We start from the raw sequence: 20474 nt of genomic DNA, 5'->3' as shown, positions 1-20474 counted from the left end.
TGGTGTTATGGACTTAAATAAATTTACCGAAAAAGCAAAAAGTCTAATTCAAAGTGCTCAGATGAAAGCGTTGGGAGCTGGGCATCAGATTTTTATGCCTGAGCATTTACTCAAAGTGATGCTTGAGGATGAATTAGGTTTAGTTCAGGATTTGATAAACGCTTGTGGTGGAAATGTGCAAAGTATTTCTGATGCTGTGGATAGCGCAATAAAAAAGTTGCCAGTAATTGAAGGTCCAGGAAGTGGTGGCCTTCAGCTTTCAAGAGAAATAGCAAAAGTTTTTGAAGATTCAATTGGTATTGCAAAGAGAAATAAAGATTCATTTGTTGCTGTTGAGCGTTTACTGCAGGGCCTCACTGCACAAAAAGATGATACTGTAGGCAAAATTCTGGCAGAGAATGGTGTGACTCCACAAAAACTGAACTCAGTTATTGCAGAAATGAGAAAGGGCAGCAGTGCGGACTCGCCAAACAGTGAGGAAAAATTAAACGCAGCAAAGAAATATACAAAAGATGTTACAGAGCTTGCTATGCAAGGAAAGCTTGATCCTGTAATTGGTCGTGATGAAGAGATCAGAAGAACTATGCAGGTATCACTGAGGCGGACAAAAAATAATCCAGTGCTGATCGGTGAACCTGGTGTTGGAAAAACTGCAATAGTTGAGGGGCTTGCAAATAGAATTGTTGCAAACGATGTACCACTTGGTTTGCGTGATGCAAAGGTCTTAGCCCTCGATCTTGGAGCACTAATTGCTGGCACTAAGTTTAGAGGAGAGTTTGAGGAAAGGTTAAAAGCAGTGATTAATGAGATTTCGAGAGCGGAGGGAAAAATTATATTATTCATCGATGAATTGCACACTTTAGTTGGAGCAGGAGCAACAAGTGGTGCAATGGATGCCTCGAATCTGCTGAAGCCTGCTCTTGCGCGTGGAGAAATTCGCTGTATAGGAGCCACAACTTTAGATGAATATCGTGAACATATAGAAAAAGATCCTGCACTTGCAAGGCGTTTTCAGCCTGTGTTTATCTCTCAACCAACTGAAACTGATACCATTTCAATACTGAGGGGTTTGAAGGAAAGATATGAGGTGCATCATGGTATAAGAATTACAGATGGTGCAATAATTGCTGCTGCAACGTTGTCCAATAGATATATAACAGATAGGTTTTTACCTGATAAAGCAATTGATTTGATTGATGAAGCAGCAAGCAGGGTGAGAATTGAAATGGATAGCAAGCCTGAAGTTATTGATGAACTTGAGAGAAAGGTTATACAGCTAAAGATTGAAGCAGAGGCTTTAAAAAAAGAAAGTGATGAAAATTCTAAACAGCGTTTAAAAAAGATAAATGAAGAGATCGAAAACCTAAACAGTAAATTTGCTGACTTGAACAGCAAATGGCAGATGGAAAAGAATAAAATAGCTAGAATACAAGAAACAGCCGAAAAATTAGATAACGCTAGAAAAGAGTTGGAATTAGTTCAGCGTAGTGGGAATTTGGGAAGAGCAGGAGAGCTGATGTATGGTGTGATTCCTCAGCTTGAGAATGAATTAAAAAATCAGGAAAAGGTTACTGATAGTTTCTTAAAGAAAGAAGTGACTGGAGATGATATTGCAAACATTGTTTCAAAGTGGACAGGAATTCCAGTTGATAACATGATGCACAGCGAAAAGGAAAAACTTCTTAACATGGAGAATGAAATAGGAAAAAGAGTAATAGGGCAAAAAGGCGCGATAGAAGCAATAAGTAATGCAGTTAGGCGCTCTCGCTCTGGTGTGCAAGATACTAATCGACCTTTCGGTTCATTTTTATTCTTAGGCCCAACCGGGGTTGGTAAAACGGAACTGGCAAAAGCCCTTGCTGAATTTCTGTTTGACGATCAATCAGCGCTTTTGCGTTTTGATATGTCAGAATATATGGAAAAACATTCTGTTTCAAAGCTAATTGGCGCGCCTCCAGGGTATGTTGGCTATGAGCAGGGTGGCAGATTAACCGAAGCAGTAAGAAGAAGGCCATATCAGGTTATTCTGTTTGATGAAATAGAGAAAGCAAATCCAGATATATTTAATATATTGCTGCAAATCTTGGATGAGGGTAGACTCACTGATAGTCATGGCAAATTAATTGATTTTCGCAATACCATACTGATTTTAACTTCTAACCTTGGCGCTGAGATAATGCTTAAAGGAGCAAAAGAAAATAGCTCTCTTGAAAAGCCCTCTGTCATCCAAGTAGCTGACACTGGGATCCAGGAAAAAAAGTGGATTCCAGCGTCACGCACTGGAATGACACCAGAGAGATCAAATGAAGTGATGCAAATAGTTAAATCAACATTTCGTCCAGAATTTTTAAACAGGCTGGATGAAATTATTATATTCCACAGTTTAACCAGAGATAACATCTATAAAATTATAGATGTTCAATTTTCTTATTTACAAAAAACACTTGCTAAGCGTAAACTGAGTATAAGTTTGTCGCAGGAAGCTAAAGAACTAATAGCACAAACTGGCTATGACCCTGAATATGGAGCAAGGCCCTTAAAAAGGGTTATACAAGAGTGTATTCAAAATAATTTAGCTAAATTAGTTTTATCAGGGGAAGTAGTAGAAAATGATGAGCTAATAGTGTACGCTCTTGATAATGAAATCTTAGTTAAAAAGGTTTAAGTTCACTGTGTATTTTTGTTAAAAAAATGTGTATAGATCATAATGTTGACACTGAGTCTTTATTTAAGTTAGCTGATCAAGAAAATCAGCAAGATAAAGAAAAAATTAAAAAATTTATTAAGTATTTTTATAGTTTTGTTTATAAAAGCGACCTGAAAGCCAACGATAAGTTTTTGCTATATATTGTAAGCGATGCTTACAATTTTGTTTCTCAAAAAGAGAAAGATGAAAGTAAGTTAGTAGTAAGCAATATAGATGATATACCAGGAATAGAAGGCGATTTTACCGCGATTAAGATAACAAGCGATGATATGCCATTTTTGGTTGATTCTGTTATTGCAACTATTAAATCGCACAATTTAACCATATGCTATTACAGCAACAGCATAATTAACATTAAAAGAAAAGATGGCCTAATAGACGAGATTTACTCTTTGGAAGAAAGCAATGGAGTCAAAGAGTCAGTTATATATGTAATTATCAAAGGTATAAGTGACAGTTTTATTGATATATTAAAAGAATCTCTACAAAAAACGCTGAAAGCAGTTAATTGCGTTGTGAAAGATTGGCACTTAATGCTCAAGAAACTTGATGAGGCAAGTCTTTCTGTCATCCCAGTACTTGATACTGGGATCCAGGAAAAGGACACGTGGATTCCAGTGTCACGCACTGGAATGACACCAGACCGAAATCAAGAGCAAAAAGATTTTCTAGTTTGGTTAAAGAATAATAATTTTGTATTTCTGGGTTATCAAGAATGCACCGCAAATCAGGATGAAAAATTCCTTGCTACTAGCAAGGAAAATCTTGGTTTGATGAGAGCAAGTGAAGAGTATCAAAATGCATCGATCTCATCTGAGGATCTAGGTTCTTTGTATATATTTAGGTCAGATCTAGTTTCAATAGTCCATCGGCGTACATACATGAATTGTATAGGAGTAAAAGAATTTAATGACCAGGGTAATGTGGTAAGGGAACGGCGTTTTTTTGGTTTATTTACTTCTGTAGCGGAAGTCCAAGATATTCGAACTATTCCAATAATAAGAGATAAAGTTAAAATTATAGAAAAAAATGCAGGGTTTGTAACCGGGGGTCACAATAACAAGGCTTTGATTTCTATTTTACAAACATTCTCTTGTGATGAATTATTCCAATCAAATGAAGACGAATTATTTAAAATTTGCATTTCGATCATGTCTCTTGCGATTAGACCAAGGGTCAGGTTATTTTTAAGAAGAGTAGGGGATTTTATTAGTTGCATAGTGCTGATACCGATGCGTTATGCTAGCGCTAGGCTAATGTTCAAGATACGTGATATATTGAAGGATGAGACAAGTGCAGAGAGTTCAGATATTTATAACAATCACATTATCAATGAATATGATTTGATGAAATTGCATGTAGTGCTAAAGACCAAAAATGCTAGCGTTCTTGATGATGAAGTTTTGCGTATCGAAAACAAATTAAGGAACATTACGGAAAAGTGGGAAGATCGTTTTATAGACAATTTATATAATACTTTTAGTACTGTTGAGGATATATTCATCCGTTATTGCAAGGCATTTCCAATAAGCTATCAAGAGAGTTTCGAACCTCATGACGCATATTACGATATGAAAAAATTGGAGATAGTGAGGAAAAAAAGAGTTAGCGAGGTCGATTTAAGACTTACTCGTGACAATCTTAATTATCAATTAAAGGTTTACACTTCGAGCAATGGAGGTCTTGAATTATCGAAGATATTAAGAATTACTAAGAATTTGGGAGCTAAGATTCTATCTCATAATGGCTATTACATAGAAATTAACGGCGGAATATGGATACACCATTTTGTGTTGTCAAGAGTTGATGAATTAATAGACAACATTACTCTAAAAGAGCAATTTGAAATAACACTTGCGAAAGTGTTTAGAAAGGAAATTAAAAATGATTATTTCAATAGTTTGGTCATTATTGCTGGACTGGAGTGGAAAGAAGTGCTTCTGGTTAGAGCGTTAAGTGCTTACCTAAAGCAGACGTCATTTAACTACAATCCAGAATATATCCAAAAGGTAGTCTCAGAGTATCCAAAAATAGTAAAGTATTTGATACAACTATTTCATGCAAGATTTGATCCTAGCATAGACATTGATAGAGCAGAAACCACGGACATTTTCATAGAAAAGATTGAGGAACTTCTAAAAGAGATCAGCAATGTTTCACATGATTACGTTTTGCGCTCGATATTTAACTTGATAATGGCTATTTTAAGGACCAGTTATTATCAAGACGATAAACCATATTTATCTACAAAATTTGACTCAAATAAAATAAATGGTTTGCCTGATCCTCGTCCATATCGTGAATTGTATATTTATTCAAATCTTTTTGAGGGAATACATCTAAGAGGAGGGGAATTGGCCCGTGGTGGCTTAAGGTGGTCGGATAGGACGGAAGATTTTCGCACTGAAGTTTTGGGGCTCATGAAAGCTCAGATGACAAAAAATGCGGTTATTGTACCTGTTGGCGCAAAGGGTGGGTTTGTAATTAAGCAAGTTTATAAAGACAAAGATATTTTAAGAGAGAAAGGTGTTGAATGCTATAAGAGTTTTATCAGGGGAATGCTTGACATTACTGATAATGTAGTTAATGGCAAAATAATTCCACCAGAGAATGTGATTAGGTATGATGAGGATGATCCATATCTCGTGGTTGCTGCTGATAAAGGCACTGCTTCATTTTCTGATTATGCCAACCAAATAGCCTCTGAATACAATTTTTGGCTTGGCGATGCATTTGCATCTGGTGGATCAGCAGGTTATGATCACAAAAAAATGGGTATTACAGCCAGAGGTGCATGGATTGCAGCGCAGAGGCATTTTTGGAAAATGAATAAGGATATTTACCAAGATGCAACTATTATTGGAATTGGAGATATGGCTGGCGACTTATTTGGAAATGGTATGCTGCTTTCAAAAAATATACATTTAATCGGCGCATTTAACCATATGCATATTTTTATTGATCCAAATCCTAGTGCAGAAAAGAGTTTCACAGAGCGTAAACGCCTTTTTGAGTTACCATTTTCAACTTGGATGGATTATAACAAAGATTTGATTTCTAAGGGTGGAGGAGTATTTGAGCGTAGCAGCAAGCAAATAAACATTTCTCAAGAAATAAAAAAACGCTTTGATATAAAGGAAGATATGCTACCTCCAAGTGATTTGATTAGATATCTACTCAAAGCAGAAGTGGACTTCATATGGAATGGAGGAATTGGCACGTTTGTTAAGGCAAAGAGTGAAAATCATAGCATGGTCGGTGACAAAGCAAACGATGAGCTGAGAGTAAATGGTAAAGATATTAGAGCTTCTATGTTTATAGAAGGCGGAAATTTGGGATGCACACAGCTTGGAAGAATAGAATATGCTGAAAGAGGTGGATATATCAATGCAGATTTTGTTGATAATTCAGCCGGAGTGATATGTTCGGACCTTGAAGTTAACATCAAGATTGCATTTGTTTCGGCTATGAAAGCAGGGGGTGTTTCTTTAGAAAAAAGGAATGAAATACTGGCAAGTATGGTGGACGAAGTTGCATCCAAAGTGCTTGAGAACCACAACAGAATTGAAACAAAAGCATTACTTCTTGAGTGTTTGCAAGCTAAAGAGAGATTGGAGCAGCACCACAGGTTACTGCTCAGTTTAGAAAAATCTGGGCTGTTAAACCGAAGCGTAGAATTTCTTCCAACTGAAGAAGAGATAGCAAGGATGTTAACTGGTGCAGAAGGTTTCAGTTCTCCTCAGCTTTCTATTCTAATGTCTTATGCTAGAACAGCAATAAAAAATGAAATTATACATTCCGATCTGCCTGAAAAAGATCTTATATCTAATGACTACTTGCTAGGTTATTTTCCTAAAAAGATGATAACAAAGTTTAAGGATTTCATATTAAAACACCAACTTCGTAGAGAAATTATCTCTACTTGCATTGCAAATGATGTAGTGAATAGAATGGGCTGTATATTCATCAATAATTTGGCTGAGAACACTGGAATTAAGGTACAAGAAGCGGTTAACATATATATTGTTGTTAACCACCTGTATGATTTAAACAGCCTGTGGCAGAAAATTGATGAATTGGATGGAAAAATTGATGTTAACTCATACTTACAAATAGTGAGGAACGTGCAGAAATTTATTGGCAGAGTATCATTTTGGCTAGTGAAAAATCTTGGCAAGCTTAGCTTTGTAGAATTGGATGATGTTACAAAATTTAAAGATGCAATTGAAACTTTAGGCCAGAACTTAACTGATGTTTTAGATGAACACCTATTAAAGGTCTATAGCCATGAATCAACTTCTTTAGTAGAACTTAATATAAATAAAGATCTAGCAAAAAAAGTTGCTGATCTATGCGTTCTTGCTTATGCACTGGACATTATATCTGTTGCTGAACAGACATCTTTGTCCATTCTTGATGCTGGTAAAATATACTTTGAGTTAAAGTCGCTGTTAAGATTCGATCTGATTAAAACAATTGCCATCAAGATGAAAAGCCGCTCTTCTTATTGGGATCGCAGCTTAGTTAATGATTTATTGGACGATTTAAGCAATTACCATCACAAGCTAGCTGTTAAAGTCATAAAAGCTACTGATAACCCTGAAGATAAGGTTCAAACCTGGGCTTGTAATGATAAGGACTACATAGAACGTTATAATAGTTTTTTAGATGAGATGGTTGCTTCTAAACTTGATTTAAGCAAATTAATATTTATAATCAGAAGGATTAAAGTACTTGCTTCATAGGAAAATGTTCAATATAGGTCTTTCAGAAATTTTAGTTGTAGCTTTAGTGAGCATAATTGTTCTTGATAAAAATAAGGTACCTGTATTTATTGATCTTATTAGGAATACATATAAGTATCTTATGATTATAAAATCAAAAGCTAGGAGGTTATTGAAAGACGCAGGAATTGAAGACTTATATAAAGAGTGTAATACTGAGAAAGTAAATTACATAGTTGGTAAAAATGGTAAGCTTTATCCTACTTACGATATAGATAATATATCCAAAGATAATGACAGCAAAGATCCTAGTAGTAGATGATGTACTATGTAATGTTAAGCTTTTAGAAGCTCGACTAAAAGCAGAGTACTATACGGTTATCGTGGCCTATGATGGTGAGGAAGCCATGGATTTAGTAGCAAAACAGCAGCCCGATATTATATTACTCGATATTATGATGCCAAAAATGAATGGCTTTGAAGTTTGTAAGGAGCTAAAGAATGATCCCTTGACAACCCATATTCCAATAATTATGGTAACTGCGCTGCATGACGCTCATGATAGAGTACAGGGCATTAATGCTGGTGCAGATGATTTTCTGACTAAACCAATAGACGAAACTGCTTTATCTGCAAGGATCAAGTCTCTCACGCGCTTAAAAATGATTATAGATGAATTGCGTTTAAGAGGAGAAACCAACGCTGAGATTGGCGGAGTAGCAGGAAACAGTATTATGGATTATTCTAATCAGATTTTTGATGCTAACATACTTGTTGTAGATGAAGATGTCTTTCAAGCAGAGCAGATATATAATGTACTAAAGCACCGCTTTAGGTCAATTAAAATACTGAGTGATCCAATGGAAGCATTGAAGGTTGGTATTAAGAATAATTACGACCTGATCATTTCTGATATGCAGTTTTCAAAAACTGACGGCCTGCGTTTGTGTTCTAAGTTTCGTAGTAAAGTAGAAACACGCTATACACCAATTCTGATTCTTTCTGAGGATTATGATAAAAACAATTTAGTAAAAGCACTTGATGTAGGTGCTAATGATTATTTAACAGTACCTTTGGATGAGGGTGAGTTAATAGCAAGGGTTAATTCGCAAGTAAAACGCAAAAGATATCAAGATGCCTTGAGAATGAATTTATTTAATAATGCGGAAATGTCTATAAAGGACCCATTAACTAACTGTTATAATAGAAGATATTTTGATGCACACTTAAGAAACATTGTTAAGGACTCTGTGGAAAAGGATAGAAGGTTGTCTCTTATGATACTTGATATAGACTATTTTAAGATAGTGAATGACAGTTTTGGGCATAGTGCTGGAGATGAACTTTTAAAGCAAGTACAGAAAAGAATTTCTGAAAATATCAGAGTGACAGATTTACTAGCTAGGTTTGGTGGTGAGGAGTTTGTTGTTGTAATGCCAGATACCAATGTATCAGATGCGTATACTATTGCGGAGAGAATACGAAAAATTATTGCTAAAGAACCTTTTGTACTTGCGGATAAAAATACAACCCATAATGTAACTGTGAGCATTGGAATTGCAGAAATGCAAGGATCTGACTTTGATGATATTAAAAAATTTATAGTACGTGCTGACAGATATTTATATAAAGCAAAAAACAGTGGTAGAAATAGAGTGGTTACTGGCTATAGCTAAAGTGGCTTAAGTTTACCGACAACCGTCATTCCGCTACTCGTTAGCGGAATCTATGCTGAGATACCGCGAATGAATCGCGGTATGACGTGTTGCTTGGGTTAGCTATAGATTTCTGAAATGATTTCAAAAAAATGATAACTAAGATTAAAGCGACAACATGAGGTTTCTCAGCTCTGGAAATTTCATGTTTAACTGCAAAAATATATACTTATTTAAAAAATATCCTGTGACTTTCAGTCCTAACTGAAATTCTTGGAATGAGTAGCTGTTTTGTAGGGTATTATTGTATACATCATGCAACATTTGTGGAAAAGGTAGGAGTTTATCTGCATAATAATCTCCTACTTTTTTTGACACTGCTCTACCAGTTTTTGGAGAAATAAATTGCAGATTTTCCTTAACACCTGTTACAGCGCATTTGGATAAGTCTAACTTGAATCCCAATTGCGTAAGAAGCAGAAGCTCTAAGTTAAGATAATGGCTTTGCCAAGACTGATTGTTGTGTTTAATTACATCGATGAAATATCGAAAATTGTCATACAGCATGGCACAGGGTTCACTTTCTGGAAGCACTTTTTCTAAAATAGAGGAGAAAGAAACAATAGTAATGCTTTTTAACCTATCTTGAAAGAAATGATGGAATGGAGATTCGATTAATTCGCACTTAAAAAAACCTAGATTTTCAGGTAACTTAGCACTCCATTCTGCATGTAATAGATTACTTATCTGAAACTTATAATTGCTATTGTTTGTTAGCTTAGTTAATCCCCTGCGCTTTCCATGATTTTTTGTAAACAGAGAAAGAATTAAGTTTTTATCGCCGTATTTTTTAGCAGCTATAATGATGCCTTCATCTTTCCATCTCATTTAGAGTATATTGACCGTATGATATTATAGAATAGTACACCTAGAGCTTGTAATCCATAAAAATCACTTACTCCGTTACTATTCCAAAGTTTCAAGGCTATGAGAGAGTAAGTTATTGGCTGCCACTCTTCTTCCTGAGCCTCCATGCTGAGCTTTTGGTTTGCTAAATAATTGTTTGAATGATTTTAGTAGCATTACTTTTCCTTATCTGAAACTTTCGATAATTCAGCTTCTAATTCTTCTATTGTTGGCAGAGCTGTTTTTATGTTTTCTGGTAGATTCTCAGTGATTTAATATTCTGCAAGACCTATTGGTTTGGTCATGTCTCGGAGTGCATATTCAGCAAGTACATTATCTTTAGATTTGCATAAAATTAATCCTATTGAAGGGTTATCTGTTGAATGTTTTAGCAAGTCATCAACCATTGATAAGTAAAAATTCATCTTTCCAGAATGTTCTGGTTCAAACTCAACTGCTTTAATTTCTATTACTACAAAACACCTAAGCTTTAAGTGATAAAATAGGAGATCTAAGTAGTAATCCTTTTGTCTAACTGTTAAATGGTATTGGCGCCCAACAAAAGAAAAACCAGCGCCGAGTTCCAGTAGGAATTTCTCAATATGTGCCACTAACCCTTTTTCTATTTCTCTCTCATGAGCGTCTTTGCCTATACTTAAAAAATCAAAAATATATGGATTCTTAAGAGTTTGATTTGCTAGATCTGATGTTGGATAAGGCAGTTTTTCTTTAAAATTTGTAATTGCTTTACCTTGCCGTTTATGAAGGCCAAGTTCTATTTGATGTATCATTATAGCGCGTGACCAACCATACTCTGAAGCATTTCTTACATAAAATAGCCTTGCTTCGTGATCTGTTCCATTAAAACGACATGATGATACCATGGTAATATTCCAGCAACTTGCTGGAGAAATTCAGGATTAGGATAAATCTCCGCAAAACGCCTCATATTATGCAAGTTAGCAATACCAAATCCTTTCATTTCCGGGAATTCAGCCTTTAAGTCTCTACTTAACTGCTCAATTACTTTAGCTCCCCAACCCTGACTCTTTTGTTTTTCTAGAATCCGCGTTCCAATATAATGATAAAGCAGTAGCAGTTCTTTATTTACTGTTCTTGCTGCCTTATAACGGCTTGTTGCAATACGATCTTTCAACTGCTCTAAAAATTCTGTATATTCTTTTGCTATAATTTTTGTCATACGGTTCCTTTTAATCCATTATACAATTCCTTTGTCTGTCGAGAAGACAATCTTCCGCTTGCCTTCAGCTTTGAAGGGATTCCTTATTGACTTCAAACTCGTCCATCAACTAAAATATATTGACTTTACGTGCAATATTAGCTTTAAACCAGTAAAACAAGCTGCTTAACATATGCGTTTTTTCTATTCTAATTATATTCTTTTTTTGTCTTTATGTTGTTTTTTGCTTTTTTCGTTATCTTCAACAAAAGCCCAAACGAATGATACGGTAGCTGTTCCTATACCACAAAGGAAAAAAGAAATAGTTGAGCACACTGTTGTAGCACAACCGAGGCAAATTATCGAAATGCAAGAAGAAGTCATTATTAACGAGGGTAAAGAATTCATTCCAATTCCAAAAAGAAAAAAAAGTGTAGAGAAAAAACTAAGAAGGGATGTTAGAGGGGCAAAAAATGAAATAGGAAACGAAAAAAGCGTTGAGAGCAAAAAGGATGAATTAGTTGTAACAGAAATTATTAACTCTATAAGAGACAAGCTCACAAAATGCTGGAGCATTCCTGAAAGCATAGCTTACAAAGAAAATTTTAATATAAAAATTAACTTATTGTTATCCAGTCAAGGCGAGATAATTATGGCGGATGTAGCAGACAGTGATTCCTATCGAAATAATCCACTTTTCAGGTCGATAGCAGATAACGCAATGCGTGCAGTATATAAATGTAGCCCATTGACCGGCTTGCCTACTCAGCACCACCACATTTGGCGTGAAGTAACACTAGATTTTATTCTATAGCTAAAGTAATTCTATAATTTAATAAGCCCACTGTATCCGTTCAGGATAGCAGCAAGACCATAGAGTAAAAGTGAGTTTACAACAAATGGTGTCATCCCAGTGCTTGACACTGGGATCCAGTTTTCTTTACAAATTCACCAAAAGTGCTTCATTCTATAACGCAAAACCCATACTTACCAAACCCAATGCATTACTTGCAATTAAGTTTCCTGGATCCAAGTAGTCTGGGCACTGCCGTCATAAAGGAACTAGTGTCAACTACTTTCATGACACCCTTCTGGTAGGCCCAAATCGCAATGTTCGTACAGTTATGGAATGAACCGCGGTATGACGTAGGAAGATCTGAGCAAACTTTCAATCAGAAACAGCCAAAGATCTCTCTAAGATGTCAGTTTCTTTTGTATCTTCAACTTTACCGTCCTGGTCGAATGAAATTTGCAGAGACTTACTACTATACTTCCTTTTTCCTAAAAAGTTGGCTTGTTTAATTTTATATGAGACATAGTACCAAACATTGTCATCGAACTTTGATACTAATGTTGGTGATCCTAAAGTGTGAACCACTTTTTCTTTATCGTCACCTACTTTTATCTTGCTCCACAATTCAACACTAATGCCAGGAGCTCCGTGATTGTGAATAGTGTGAGTGCAGCTCACTGTAAATAATAAAATAAAAGATATTAATACTCGCATTTCTGTTGATAAATTACTTGAAGCTATAATACACTAATAAATTATCTGCCGTCAAATTTCAAAAAAGTTAAATTGACTGATTCTCAATATCACTTAATATAATATTTACTTTAGAAAATAATAGGTGTCTTATGTCATTGTTAGAAGCAGATCCAATATACAAACCTTTTAATTACCCTTGGGCGTATGATGCGTGGCTGCAGCAACAAAGAATCCATTGGATACCTGAGGAAGTTCCGCTTGCTGATGACGTAAAGGATTGGAAAACTAAACTTTCAAACGTAGAAAAAAATCTACTAACTCAGATTTTTAGATTCTTTACTCAGGCAGACATTGAAGTAAATAACTGCTACATGAGGCATTATTCAAATATATTTAAGCCAACAGAAATATGCATGATGCTTGCAAGTTTTTCCAATATGGAAACCATACACATTGCAGCTTATTCTTATCTTTTAGACACAATTGGCATGCCAGAAAGCGAGTATCAAGCATTTTTAAAGTATGATGCTATGAGAAAGAAATATGAATACATGCTAGAATTTGAGGAAAGCAAAAAACATGATAAAAAACATGTAGCTAAAACCCTAGCAGTGTTTGGTGCATTTACCGAGGGGTTGCAGTTATTCGCATCGTTTGCAATTTTGCTCAATTTCCAACGCTTTGGAAAAATGAAAGGAATGGGGCAGATAATCGCCTGGTCAGCCCGTGATGAAACTTTGCACACCAATTCAATTATTATGTTATTTAATACATTTGTTAAAGAGAATAATGAAATTTGGAACGATGAGTTTAAAGAGGAATTATATTCTGCATGCCGCACTATTGTTGAGCTTGAGGATGAGTTTATAAAGCTTGCTTTTAATTTCGGAGACGTTGAAGGACTATCTGCAGAAGAAGTGCGCAATTACATACGCTACGTAGCAAACAGACGGTTAATGCAATTAGGTCTTGAGTCCATATATGATGTTGATGATAATCCTATTCCGTGGCTTGATGAAATACTAAATGGCGTGGAACATACGAATTTCTTTGAAAATAGAGTAACAGAGTATAGCCGTGCAGCAACTCAAGGCACATGGGAGGAGGCTTTTACTGAAAACGACACGAATAATAAGTGAGTGCTAATTTCACTCTTCTTTGTCATTCCAGTGTCAGCTACTTTCATTACACCATTTGCTGTACAGTTTAGACAGTTTTGCTTTACTTAACAACTAACTTACCATATATATGTCCATAGGACATTGGTATATAAGAACGTGCTACAACTATTAATCTTACTCACGGTCATCACTTCAGTTGCATTCTTTGGTCATTTAGTTCCAATGGAAGCAAAAACCTTCTTGTACTCAACGAGCCTGAGTATAAAAGAGGTTTTGCTATTTATAATGCCTTTTATTATTTTTACGTTAATCTTTAGCAGTGTTAACAATCTTAAGCAGTCAGCTATAAAGTTTATATTGTTACTTATTATAATGATCTTCTTATCGAATCTGGCTTCAAGTTTAATAGCTTATTCTGTTGGGCATTTTATCATACAAAACACTTATTCAATACAAGATATAACGTATGAAGAAACAATTGTTCCTTTATGGTCGTTTAGGCTTCCGCTACTCCTTTCTAACTTTCATGCTCTTGCTTGTGGATTTGTGTCCAGCATAGTAGTGTCTATACTGCTACCTAAGAAAAGCAAAGAGCTTTCGAACAAAATGTTAGATTTAACTCTCTTTATTTTGAAGACGTTTTTGACGCCGATTATTCCAATATTTGTACTTGGGCTTGCTTTAAAAATGCAGCATGATCAAGTTTTATCTATAATATTTAAGGATTACTCAATAATTTTCATTATTATAGCATCTGCAACCTACCTTTATGTTTTCCTCTTATATGGAGCAGCAAATTCATTCAAGATCACAAGCTGGATAGCTAGTATAAGCAATATGATACCGGCATTTATTACTGCGATGAGCACAATGTCTAGTAATGCAACTATGCCGCTTACTCTTGAAGGAAGCAAAAAAAATGTAAAGCAACCTGATATAGCATCATCTGTTATACCAATAACTGCTAGCTTCCATTTAGTAGGTGATTGCTTTTTTATCATAATATTATCAATGATAATTGCCTCCGGTTATTCATTGTGCACAACAGACTATGTAACTTTCCTTCTCTATTTTTTGTTATTTAAGTTTGCTATCGTTGCAGTGCCGGCAGGAGGAATTATGGTAATGCTACCTATTCTTGAGAAATACCTCAAATTTTCTCCAGAAATGCTTTCGTTAATCACAGCCTTGTATATAGTGTTTGATCCAATAATCACTTCAGCAAATGTTATGGGTAATGGTGCCTTTACTATGATGTTTACAAAACTCTATGATAAGCTTAAGTAATGTCTATTTTAGCGATTGATACTGTAGGTACTGGTAGTTCAATAGCAATAGTTGATTATGATGGTAATTGTTTTGTAGAGCGCAATTCCGCCAGCAACAATCATGTAGAATCATTTTTTCAAATTCTGAATACTTTGTTTGATAAGCACAATTATAATTACGATAAAATAGATCATTTAGCGGTAGTAGTTGGACCAGGAAGTTTCACTGGAATTAGAGTTGGTATATCAGCAGCACAAGGTATAAATCTTGCTACAAATAAGCCATTATACGGAGTTAATGCGCTAGAAGTTCAAGCTTACACAATATCTTTGCTTTGTACGAATAGCAAAAAAAATATCAGAGCTATAATCAAAAATGCTCAAGGGTTTTATACGCAGTTATTTGATTTCAATTTATTGCCGCTATCTGGTCCAACTGCAGCACGTGACCCTGGTCACGCTACAAGCAGTACACATATGGATTGCAATTTAAATGCTAGCCATGCAGGACTATTGGTTCATTATAGACTGAAGAACAAGCAAAAATTAAATGAAGTTGAGGCTCTATATTTAAATGAGCCTCAGTATATGAAATCATTATAGACTATTCTTTCGCGTACATACAATGTGGCTAAGCCTGTGCATCTGGTTTACTATCTCTTGAGCTACTTCTTTTATACTCATATCTGAATTTTCTATCTCTATGGCACTCGGTGGTATAAATAAATTGTTAATCCTAAATTGCTCTATCATGCTATTTACATTAGTCACCTTCCTATTTTTTCTTTGCCTTTTTAATGCAATACGCTTTTGTAATGTCGGTGGATCACACCTAAGTACCATAGGAAGGATTTCTGTGTTCATTTTTTTACTAAGCCTTACTATTGAATCATACATCCTCATGTTCTGGTCATTATTTTCCATCAACTCATCAATAAATATGTAATTTTTTGAGTGAATCGGATAATTTTCTATTACCTGAAGCATAATTTGCATAATGCCATATATTCTATCTTGAACTTCTTTAGGTATTTGATCACGTTCAAAGACACCATCGTATATAGAGCAAGCTTGAACATTGTTATAGAACTTACTATTTACAATTAATGCGTCTATCATATTGGACAATTCTATTGCTGTGGAAAGTTTACCACTTCCTGAAAGACCAGAGAGATATATGAAAAATCCTGCTGGCTGTTTTTTTGTGTTAATACTTACCATATTATTTTCAATCTTGAAACTTACATTTATAATAACATAAAAATGAAGCTTTAAAACATATGAAATATTATATAGAAAATTATTTTTTTAGTTAAGATATTATGTAATTTAGAAACGTAAATTCTGTATATAAACTCTATAATAACGATAACTATTTTTAAGCAAGCTACAACACAAAAGTGTTTGGTATTCAGAGAGCAAGACAGAGTGGAATAGACTTATTAGTTTACTACAAGCCTTTTTTCGTGTATAAATCTTCAGAAGATTCTAAGATGTACAGTCCCAGAGTGTGATGGTATAAGTTTAATATAAATAATTCAGGGGCATTGTAAACACATAAATTCACAAGGGGTAAAACCTTTGAGGGGTTTTAAGTCTTTCAGCGTAATTGTAAGCCATATAAAGATGCTTTGTGAGTTGCTGATGTGATTGGCAGTAGTATTTTTTAAAGTTTCGTTCAACTTGCCCAAGATTTTTGTTAGACGATGTTCAATATTATGTTCTTCACAAACTCTATCAAATATGTGTTGGAAAGCGTATTTATGGCGTTTCTGGTTGGTAAATTGTATACCGTTGTCTGTCAAAACAGTGTGTGGTAGAATTTTAATCAAATTACGTAAAAACTCAGCAGCTATGGGTTTTGTAGCACGTTTATGTAACTCAACATAGGTGAATTTGATCTATAGCAACAAATAGATATAGTTTTCCCTCCTCTGTTCTGACTTCTGCAATATCAATATGCTATAGGATATTTCTTAAATTTCTTTTTTGGTTTAATCAACATCTGGCAGTTTGCTAATGTTATAACAGCGATGCAGGCTAGAAGTGCGGAATTGTAGACTAGCAAGGCAATCATCTAATGGTAGAAGTGTATGCTTCCGAAATGCGATCTTCTTCTAAAGTTAGAACAGTTGATCTTGGATGTTTTGGACCCATATCTGGTGAATGAGCGTTTTCGACAATAGTTTTTGGATTAAGGTTTGGAAAGCTTTGCTATACTATTTTGTATTGCTCTACGCTGTTGTCCGGGTGCACCCATGTAACCACAATTCCTCCTTCGATGGTATCTTTTTCTTACATTTTATCATACCATCACACTCTGGGAATGTACATCTAAGAAAAAATAAACAGCTATTATTTTTTTAGTAATTAAGTAGAATAGAATAAAAGATTACGAGGAAGCTTTGAAAAATAGGATAAAAAAGATAGTAATTTCAGGAAAAGAAGTGTGGCCAATCATCGAGGGCGGCAAAGGCATCGCAATCAGTGATGGAAGGTCAAGTGGAGCATTTGCTGCAGCAGATGCTGTGGGTACGTTTTCTGGTGCAAATGCTAAGCTTATTGATGATAATGGTGAGTTAGTGCCACTGATTTACAAAGGCAAAACAAGAAATGAAAAACACAGTGAATTGATTGAGTATAGTATTAAAGCGGGAATCAGTCAAGCAAAAATAGCGAATGAAATATCAAAAGGTCATGGGAGAATACATATGAATGTGCTTTGGGAGATGGGAGCAGCAGAACGCGTGCTTCATGGCATATTAGAAAAAGCAAAAGGCTTAGTTCATGGTATTACCTGCGGTGCTGGTATGCCTTATAGGCTTGGAGAAATTGCAGCTAAATATCAGGTTTATTATTATCCTATTGTCTCATCGGTGCGTGCTTTTAAAGCATTATGGAAGCGTACTTACCAAAGAATATCTTCCTGTTTGCTTGGTGGAGTAGTGTATGAAGATCCATGGCTTGCTGGAGGGCACAATGGACTCAGTAACAGTGAAGACCCAGAGCTACCACAGGCTCCATTTGAAAGAGTTGCAGAGCTTAGATCTTTCATGAACGAGATCGGTCTTTCAGAAACACCAATTGTTATGGCAGGAGGAGTGTGGCATTTGAAAGATTGGGAACATTGGTTTGACAATTTGCAAATTGGCCCTATAGCTTTTCAGTTTGGCACTCGTCCACTTTTGACGAAAGAAAGCCCAATTTCTGCAGAGTGGAAAAAGAAGCTACTCACTTTAGAAGAAGGTGATGTATTTTTAAATAAATTCAGTCCAACAGGGTTTTACTCATCTGCAGTAAAAAATAACTTCATACGTGAGTTGCAGGAACGAAATTCACGTCAAATAAAGTTTTCAGAAAATGCCAGCGAAGAATTTAGTAGTGAATTTGCAATGGGTAGCAGAGGTAGAAAGATTTACCTTACTGCAAAAGGCAAAGAGCTAGCAAATACATGGACTAAAGCAGTTTATACAGAGGCAATGAAAACTCCAGATACGACTGTTGTTTTTGTGACGCCAGGCAAATTTGCAGAGATAAGACAAGATCAAATCAATTGTATGGGATGCTTAAGTCATTGTTTGTTTAGCAATTGGAAGGATCACGGCGACCATTCAACGGGACGAAAGCCAGACCCACGAAGTTTTTGTATACAAAAAACACTGCAAAACATTATACATGATGGCGATATTGAAAACGAACTCATGTTTTCCGGTCATAATGTATACAAGTTTAAACAAGATCCATTTTATGGAGATGGCTACGTACCGACAGTAAAAGAACTGGTGGAAAGGATATTAACTGGGTATTAGGTTATGATTGAATTGACAAGAAGACACTACTTTGTTATAATAAATGTTTATTAATTTAATCTTAATGTAAGAGGGTATTTATGGTAGCAAGTGATAGTGTTTTAAAAAGGTATGCGTTAGCCTATATAAAAAAATCAGGTGGTAACAGTAATGTTGAAAGGTTTTTGGAATTTTGTAATACGCAAAACACCACAAATTGGAGTGAGGAGAATTTTAAAAATGCGTATGAAAATTTTACTACAAGTTCAAACTCAAGCAGTAGGCACAATACAAGAAGCGGAAGCAATCAATATAATGCGGGGAATAACGGGCAAACTACAGGCCCTCAAGTTATATATGCGAATACACGAGATGAAGGCTTAAGTTTTTGGGATTGTTTACTATTACAATGCTGGATTAATTCTTTATTCGGTGGGCGTGGTCACACTACGGTTAATAATATAACAAATATTAACTATGGTAATAATAACTATCAAAGTAGAGAAGATAAGAAAAAAGACTCGGAAGACAGTAGAAAGCTATTAGCCTTAGGTATGGTAGCTGCAGTTGTGTGTGTTGCTTTCCATACTGGTATGTGTTTTTGGTATAACAGCAGCAGAAAAGCGGCTAGAAAAGAAGAAAAAATAGATTATCTTGATAATAAGCTTAAGATGCTTAGGAATATAGAATTTGCGGTTAGCGCTATTTCTTTAGCAGCTTTGATAGCTTGCGCTGTCTACCCAGTCTTACCAGTGTGGGGTTTAGTTATCCTTGGCGTTAACTCTCTCGTATGTTTTGCCGGTGGTTTAGCTTTTCATATGAAGCATGAGAAAGAATCAGATGATATTGAGAAGGCTGAAAAAGCGGTTAGGGATTATGGATCACCTCCTCCTTACTCTTCTCAAGATCCTAACTCTGTTCCAAGTGCTCCTCCTTGTAGTGAATTTGATAATCCTAATGCAACACAGCGGTCTGAAAATTATCAATCAGAATACGTTTGCTAGTACAGGTTGGGTTTTCCTACGTCATACCGCCGCGGCACTAACAAGCAGCGGGATGACGGTTGTCAAGGTGTCATCAAAGTAACCCCTTCTCCTGTCATCCCAGTGCCCCGACACTGGGACCTCTTTTTCCGTCATCCCGCTGCTTGTTAGCGGTATCTAGAGATACCGTGACGGTATGACGGTCTGCGGTGGCATGACGATAACCTCGTCATCCCGCTGCTTGTTAGCGGGATCTAGAGATACCATGACGGTATGACGAGGGAGAACAGTCAATGGCGTCAACTTAAGAACCTTCATTAGCAAACTCTCCTAAAGACATGATGGCGTTTAGGCTTATCTACTTTATCGCGGCTATACAATCTTCCCGGTCGGATCTTAACTTTAGCGCGTATACTTAAAAAGGGCTTGAAAGTTTTTTGGTGCAACAAGCACTTGATTGCCTCATCACACCAAATAAAACTGAAAAATTTCTCAGCAATTTGATCTGGGAAGGCCCTTATGCATCACACATATGAAGCGATAATATATTGCACATGACCAAGTTTGCCCAAAATTCTTGTAATACAGCCTCTCCAGAAAAATTCTCTAACTCTGCTCCTACTTTGAGTCGTTTCCTCTATGTGCCACCTTAT

Annotated in this window: 15 protein-coding genes and 3 pseudogenes; 12 read left to right on the top strand and 6 right to left on the bottom strand. The window is 35.7% G+C overall.

Annotated elements, in window-relative coordinates; all coding sequences use genetic code 11:
• Positions 1 to 7: 7 nt before the first annotated feature.
• The 4 genes from ACWHVF_RS07545 to ACWHVF_RS07530 are packed head-to-tail and all read left to right on the top strand — an operon-like array spanning position 8 to position 9107.
• Positions 8 to 2665, top strand: coding sequence for an ATP-dependent Clp protease ATP-binding subunit (locus tag ACWHVF_RS07545; RefSeq protein WP_064124844.1), 2658 nt, complete (start codon positions 8 to 10; stop codon positions 2663 to 2665).
• Positions 2666 to 2691: 26 nt separating this feature from the next.
• Complete coding sequence (locus ACWHVF_RS07540) at positions 2692 to 7452, top strand: NAD-glutamate dehydrogenase (RefSeq protein ID WP_064124843.1); 4761 nt, start codon at positions 2692 to 2694, stop codon at positions 7450 to 7452.
• 4 nt (positions 7453 to 7456) lie between these two features.
• The gene (gene tatB / locus ACWHVF_RS07535) at positions 7457 to 7753 is read left to right on the top strand and encodes a Sec-independent protein translocase subunit TatB (RefSeq protein ID WP_064124842.1); all 297 of its coding nucleotides are present in this window, start codon (positions 7457 to 7459) and stop codon (positions 7751 to 7753) included.
• On the top strand, positions 7725 to 9107 hold the full coding sequence (locus ACWHVF_RS07530) for a PleD family two-component system response regulator (RefSeq protein WP_064124841.1): 1383 nt from the start codon (positions 7725 to 7727) through the stop codon (positions 9105 to 9107). Before tatB ends, ACWHVF_RS07530 begins: the two co-directional genes overlap by 29 nt.
• Positions 9108 to 9251: 144 nt before the next feature.
• On the opposite strand, the gene recO is transcribed toward ACWHVF_RS07530, so the two are convergent.
• Positions 9252 to 9974 (bottom strand): DNA repair protein RecO, encoded by a 723-nt coding sequence (recO, locus tag ACWHVF_RS07525; RefSeq protein ID WP_064124840.1) that lies wholly within the window; start codon positions 9972 to 9974, stop codon positions 9252 to 9254.
• Between the two features lie 194 nt (positions 9975 to 10168).
• Positions 10169 to 11193: pseudogene (locus ACWHVF_RS07520) on the bottom strand (PDDEXK nuclease domain-containing protein).
• 172 nt (positions 11194 to 11365) lie between these two features.
• Between ACWHVF_RS07520 and ACWHVF_RS07515 the strand changes: the two are divergent.
• Positions 11366 to 11986 (top strand): hypothetical protein, encoded by a 621-nt coding sequence (locus ACWHVF_RS07515; RefSeq protein ID WP_064124839.1) that lies wholly within the window; start codon positions 11366 to 11368, stop codon positions 11984 to 11986.
• A gap of 70 nt (positions 11987 to 12056) precedes the next feature.
• Positions 12057 to 12209, top strand: coding sequence for a hypothetical protein (locus tag ACWHVF_RS07510; protein WP_237357331.1), 153 nt, complete (start codon positions 12057 to 12059; stop codon positions 12207 to 12209).
• A gap of 131 nt (positions 12210 to 12340) precedes the next feature.
• On the opposite strand, the gene ACWHVF_RS07505 is transcribed toward ACWHVF_RS07510, so the two are convergent.
• The gene (locus ACWHVF_RS07505) at positions 12341 to 12679 is read right to left on the bottom strand and encodes an outer membrane protein assembly factor BamE (protein WP_006279908.1); all 339 of its coding nucleotides are present in this window, start codon (positions 12677 to 12679) and stop codon (positions 12341 to 12343) included.
• Between the two features lie 131 nt (positions 12680 to 12810).
• Here ACWHVF_RS07505 and ACWHVF_RS07500 point away from each other — a divergent pair, with 131 nt between their 5' ends.
• The 3 genes from ACWHVF_RS07500 to tsaB all read left to right on the top strand — a co-directional run bounded on the left by ACWHVF_RS07500 (position 12811) and on the right by tsaB (position 15653).
• Positions 12811 to 13800 (top strand): ribonucleotide-diphosphate reductase subunit beta, encoded by a 990-nt coding sequence (locus ACWHVF_RS07500; protein WP_064124838.1) that lies wholly within the window; start codon positions 12811 to 12813, stop codon positions 13798 to 13800.
• Positions 13801 to 13938: 138 nt separating this feature from the next.
• Positions 13939 to 15069 carry a cation:dicarboxylate symporter family transporter gene (locus ACWHVF_RS07495; RefSeq protein WP_064124837.1) on the top strand — a complete coding sequence of 377 codons (1131 nt, stop codon included), beginning with the start codon at positions 13939 to 13941 and terminating at the stop codon, positions 15067 to 15069.
• Positions 15069 to 15653, top strand: coding sequence for a tRNA (adenosine(37)-N6)-threonylcarbamoyltransferase complex dimerization subunit type 1 TsaB (gene tsaB / locus ACWHVF_RS07490; protein WP_064124836.1), 585 nt, complete (start codon positions 15069 to 15071; stop codon positions 15651 to 15653). Before ACWHVF_RS07495 ends, tsaB begins: the two co-directional genes overlap by 1 nt.
• Here tsaB and ACWHVF_RS07485 read toward each other — a convergent pair.
• Both ACWHVF_RS07485 and ACWHVF_RS07480 read right to left on the bottom strand, forming a co-directional pair.
• Positions 15648 to 16271, bottom strand: a complete 624-nt coding sequence (locus ACWHVF_RS07485; RefSeq protein ID WP_064124835.1) for an AAA family ATPase — start codon at positions 16269 to 16271, stop codon at positions 15648 to 15650. The two genes, tsaB and ACWHVF_RS07485, sit on opposite strands and share 6 nt — an antisense overlap.
• Before the next feature lie 229 nt (positions 16272 to 16500).
• A pseudogene (locus ACWHVF_RS07480) lies at positions 16501 to 17359 on the bottom strand (IS481 family transposase).
• Between the two features lie 96 nt (positions 17360 to 17455).
• Here ACWHVF_RS07480 and ACWHVF_RS07475 point away from each other — a divergent pair.
• The 3 genes from ACWHVF_RS07475 to ACWHVF_RS07465 all read left to right on the top strand — a co-directional run bounded on the left by ACWHVF_RS07475 (position 17456) and on the right by ACWHVF_RS07465 (position 19992).
• A complete protein-coding gene (locus ACWHVF_RS07475) occupies positions 17456 to 18859 on the top strand; it encodes an NAD(P)H-dependent flavin oxidoreductase (RefSeq protein ID WP_064125529.1) in 1404 nt (467 codons plus the stop codon).
• A gap of 80 nt (positions 18860 to 18939) precedes the next feature.
• On the top strand, positions 18940 to 19842 hold the full coding sequence (locus ACWHVF_RS07470; RefSeq protein WP_064125530.1) for a hypothetical protein: 903 nt from the start codon (positions 18940 to 18942) through the stop codon (positions 19840 to 19842).
• A 6-nt stretch (positions 19843 to 19848) separates the two neighbouring features.
• Positions 19849 to 19992 (top strand): hypothetical protein, encoded by a 144-nt coding sequence (locus tag ACWHVF_RS07465; RefSeq protein WP_156488241.1) that lies wholly within the window; start codon positions 19849 to 19851, stop codon positions 19990 to 19992.
• A gap of 146 nt (positions 19993 to 20138) precedes the next feature.
• On the opposite strand, the pseudogene ACWHVF_RS07460 reads toward ACWHVF_RS07465, so the two are convergent.
• A pseudogene (locus tag ACWHVF_RS07460) lies at positions 20139 to 20455 on the bottom strand (IS4-like element ISWosp8 family transposase); the annotation flags it as partial.
• Positions 20456 to 20474: the final 19 nt, after the last annotated feature.

The organism is Wolbachia endosymbiont of Dactylopius coccus (assembly GCF_977011065.1).
The sequence above is the reverse complement of the archived record's forward strand: the minus strand, read 5'-3'. Positions and strand labels throughout refer to the sequence as shown.

Bases quoted from the DNA above. Each gene is read 5' to 3' on its own strand.
- ACWHVF_RS07485 (WP_064124835.1), bottom strand. From the start codon at position 16,271: ATGGTAAGTATTAACACAAAAAAACAGCCAGCAGGATTTTTCATATAT.
- ACWHVF_RS07500 (WP_064124838.1), top strand. From the start codon at position 12,811: ATGTCATTGTTAGAAGCAGATCCAATATACAAACCTTTTAATTACCCT.
- ACWHVF_RS07545 (WP_064124844.1), top strand. From the start codon at position 8: ATGGACTTAAATAAATTTACCGAAAAAGCAAAAAGTCTAATTCAAAGT.
- ACWHVF_RS07540 (WP_064124843.1), top strand. From the start codon at position 2,692: ATGTGTATAGATCATAATGTTGACACTGAGTCTTTATTTAAGTTAGCT.
- ACWHVF_RS07515 (WP_064124839.1), top strand. From the start codon at position 11,366: ATGCGTTTTTTCTATTCTAATTATATTCTTTTTTTGTCTTTATGTTGT.
- recO (WP_064124840.1), bottom strand. From the start codon at position 9,974: ATGAGATGGAAAGATGAAGGCATCATTATAGCTGCTAAAAAATACGGC.
- ACWHVF_RS07505 (WP_006279908.1), bottom strand. From the start codon at position 12,679: ATGCGAGTATTAATATCTTTTATTTTATTATTTACAGTGAGCTGCACT.
- tsaB (WP_064124836.1), top strand. From the start codon at position 15,069: ATGTCTATTTTAGCGATTGATACTGTAGGTACTGGTAGTTCAATAGCA.
- ACWHVF_RS07530 (WP_064124841.1), top strand. From the start codon at position 7,725: ATGACAGCAAAGATCCTAGTAGTAGATGATGTACTATGTAATGTTAAG.
- ACWHVF_RS07470 (WP_064125530.1), top strand. From the start codon at position 18,940: ATGGTAGCAAGTGATAGTGTTTTAAAAAGGTATGCGTTAGCCTATATA.
- tatB (WP_064124842.1), top strand. From the start codon at position 7,457: ATGTTCAATATAGGTCTTTCAGAAATTTTAGTTGTAGCTTTAGTGAGC.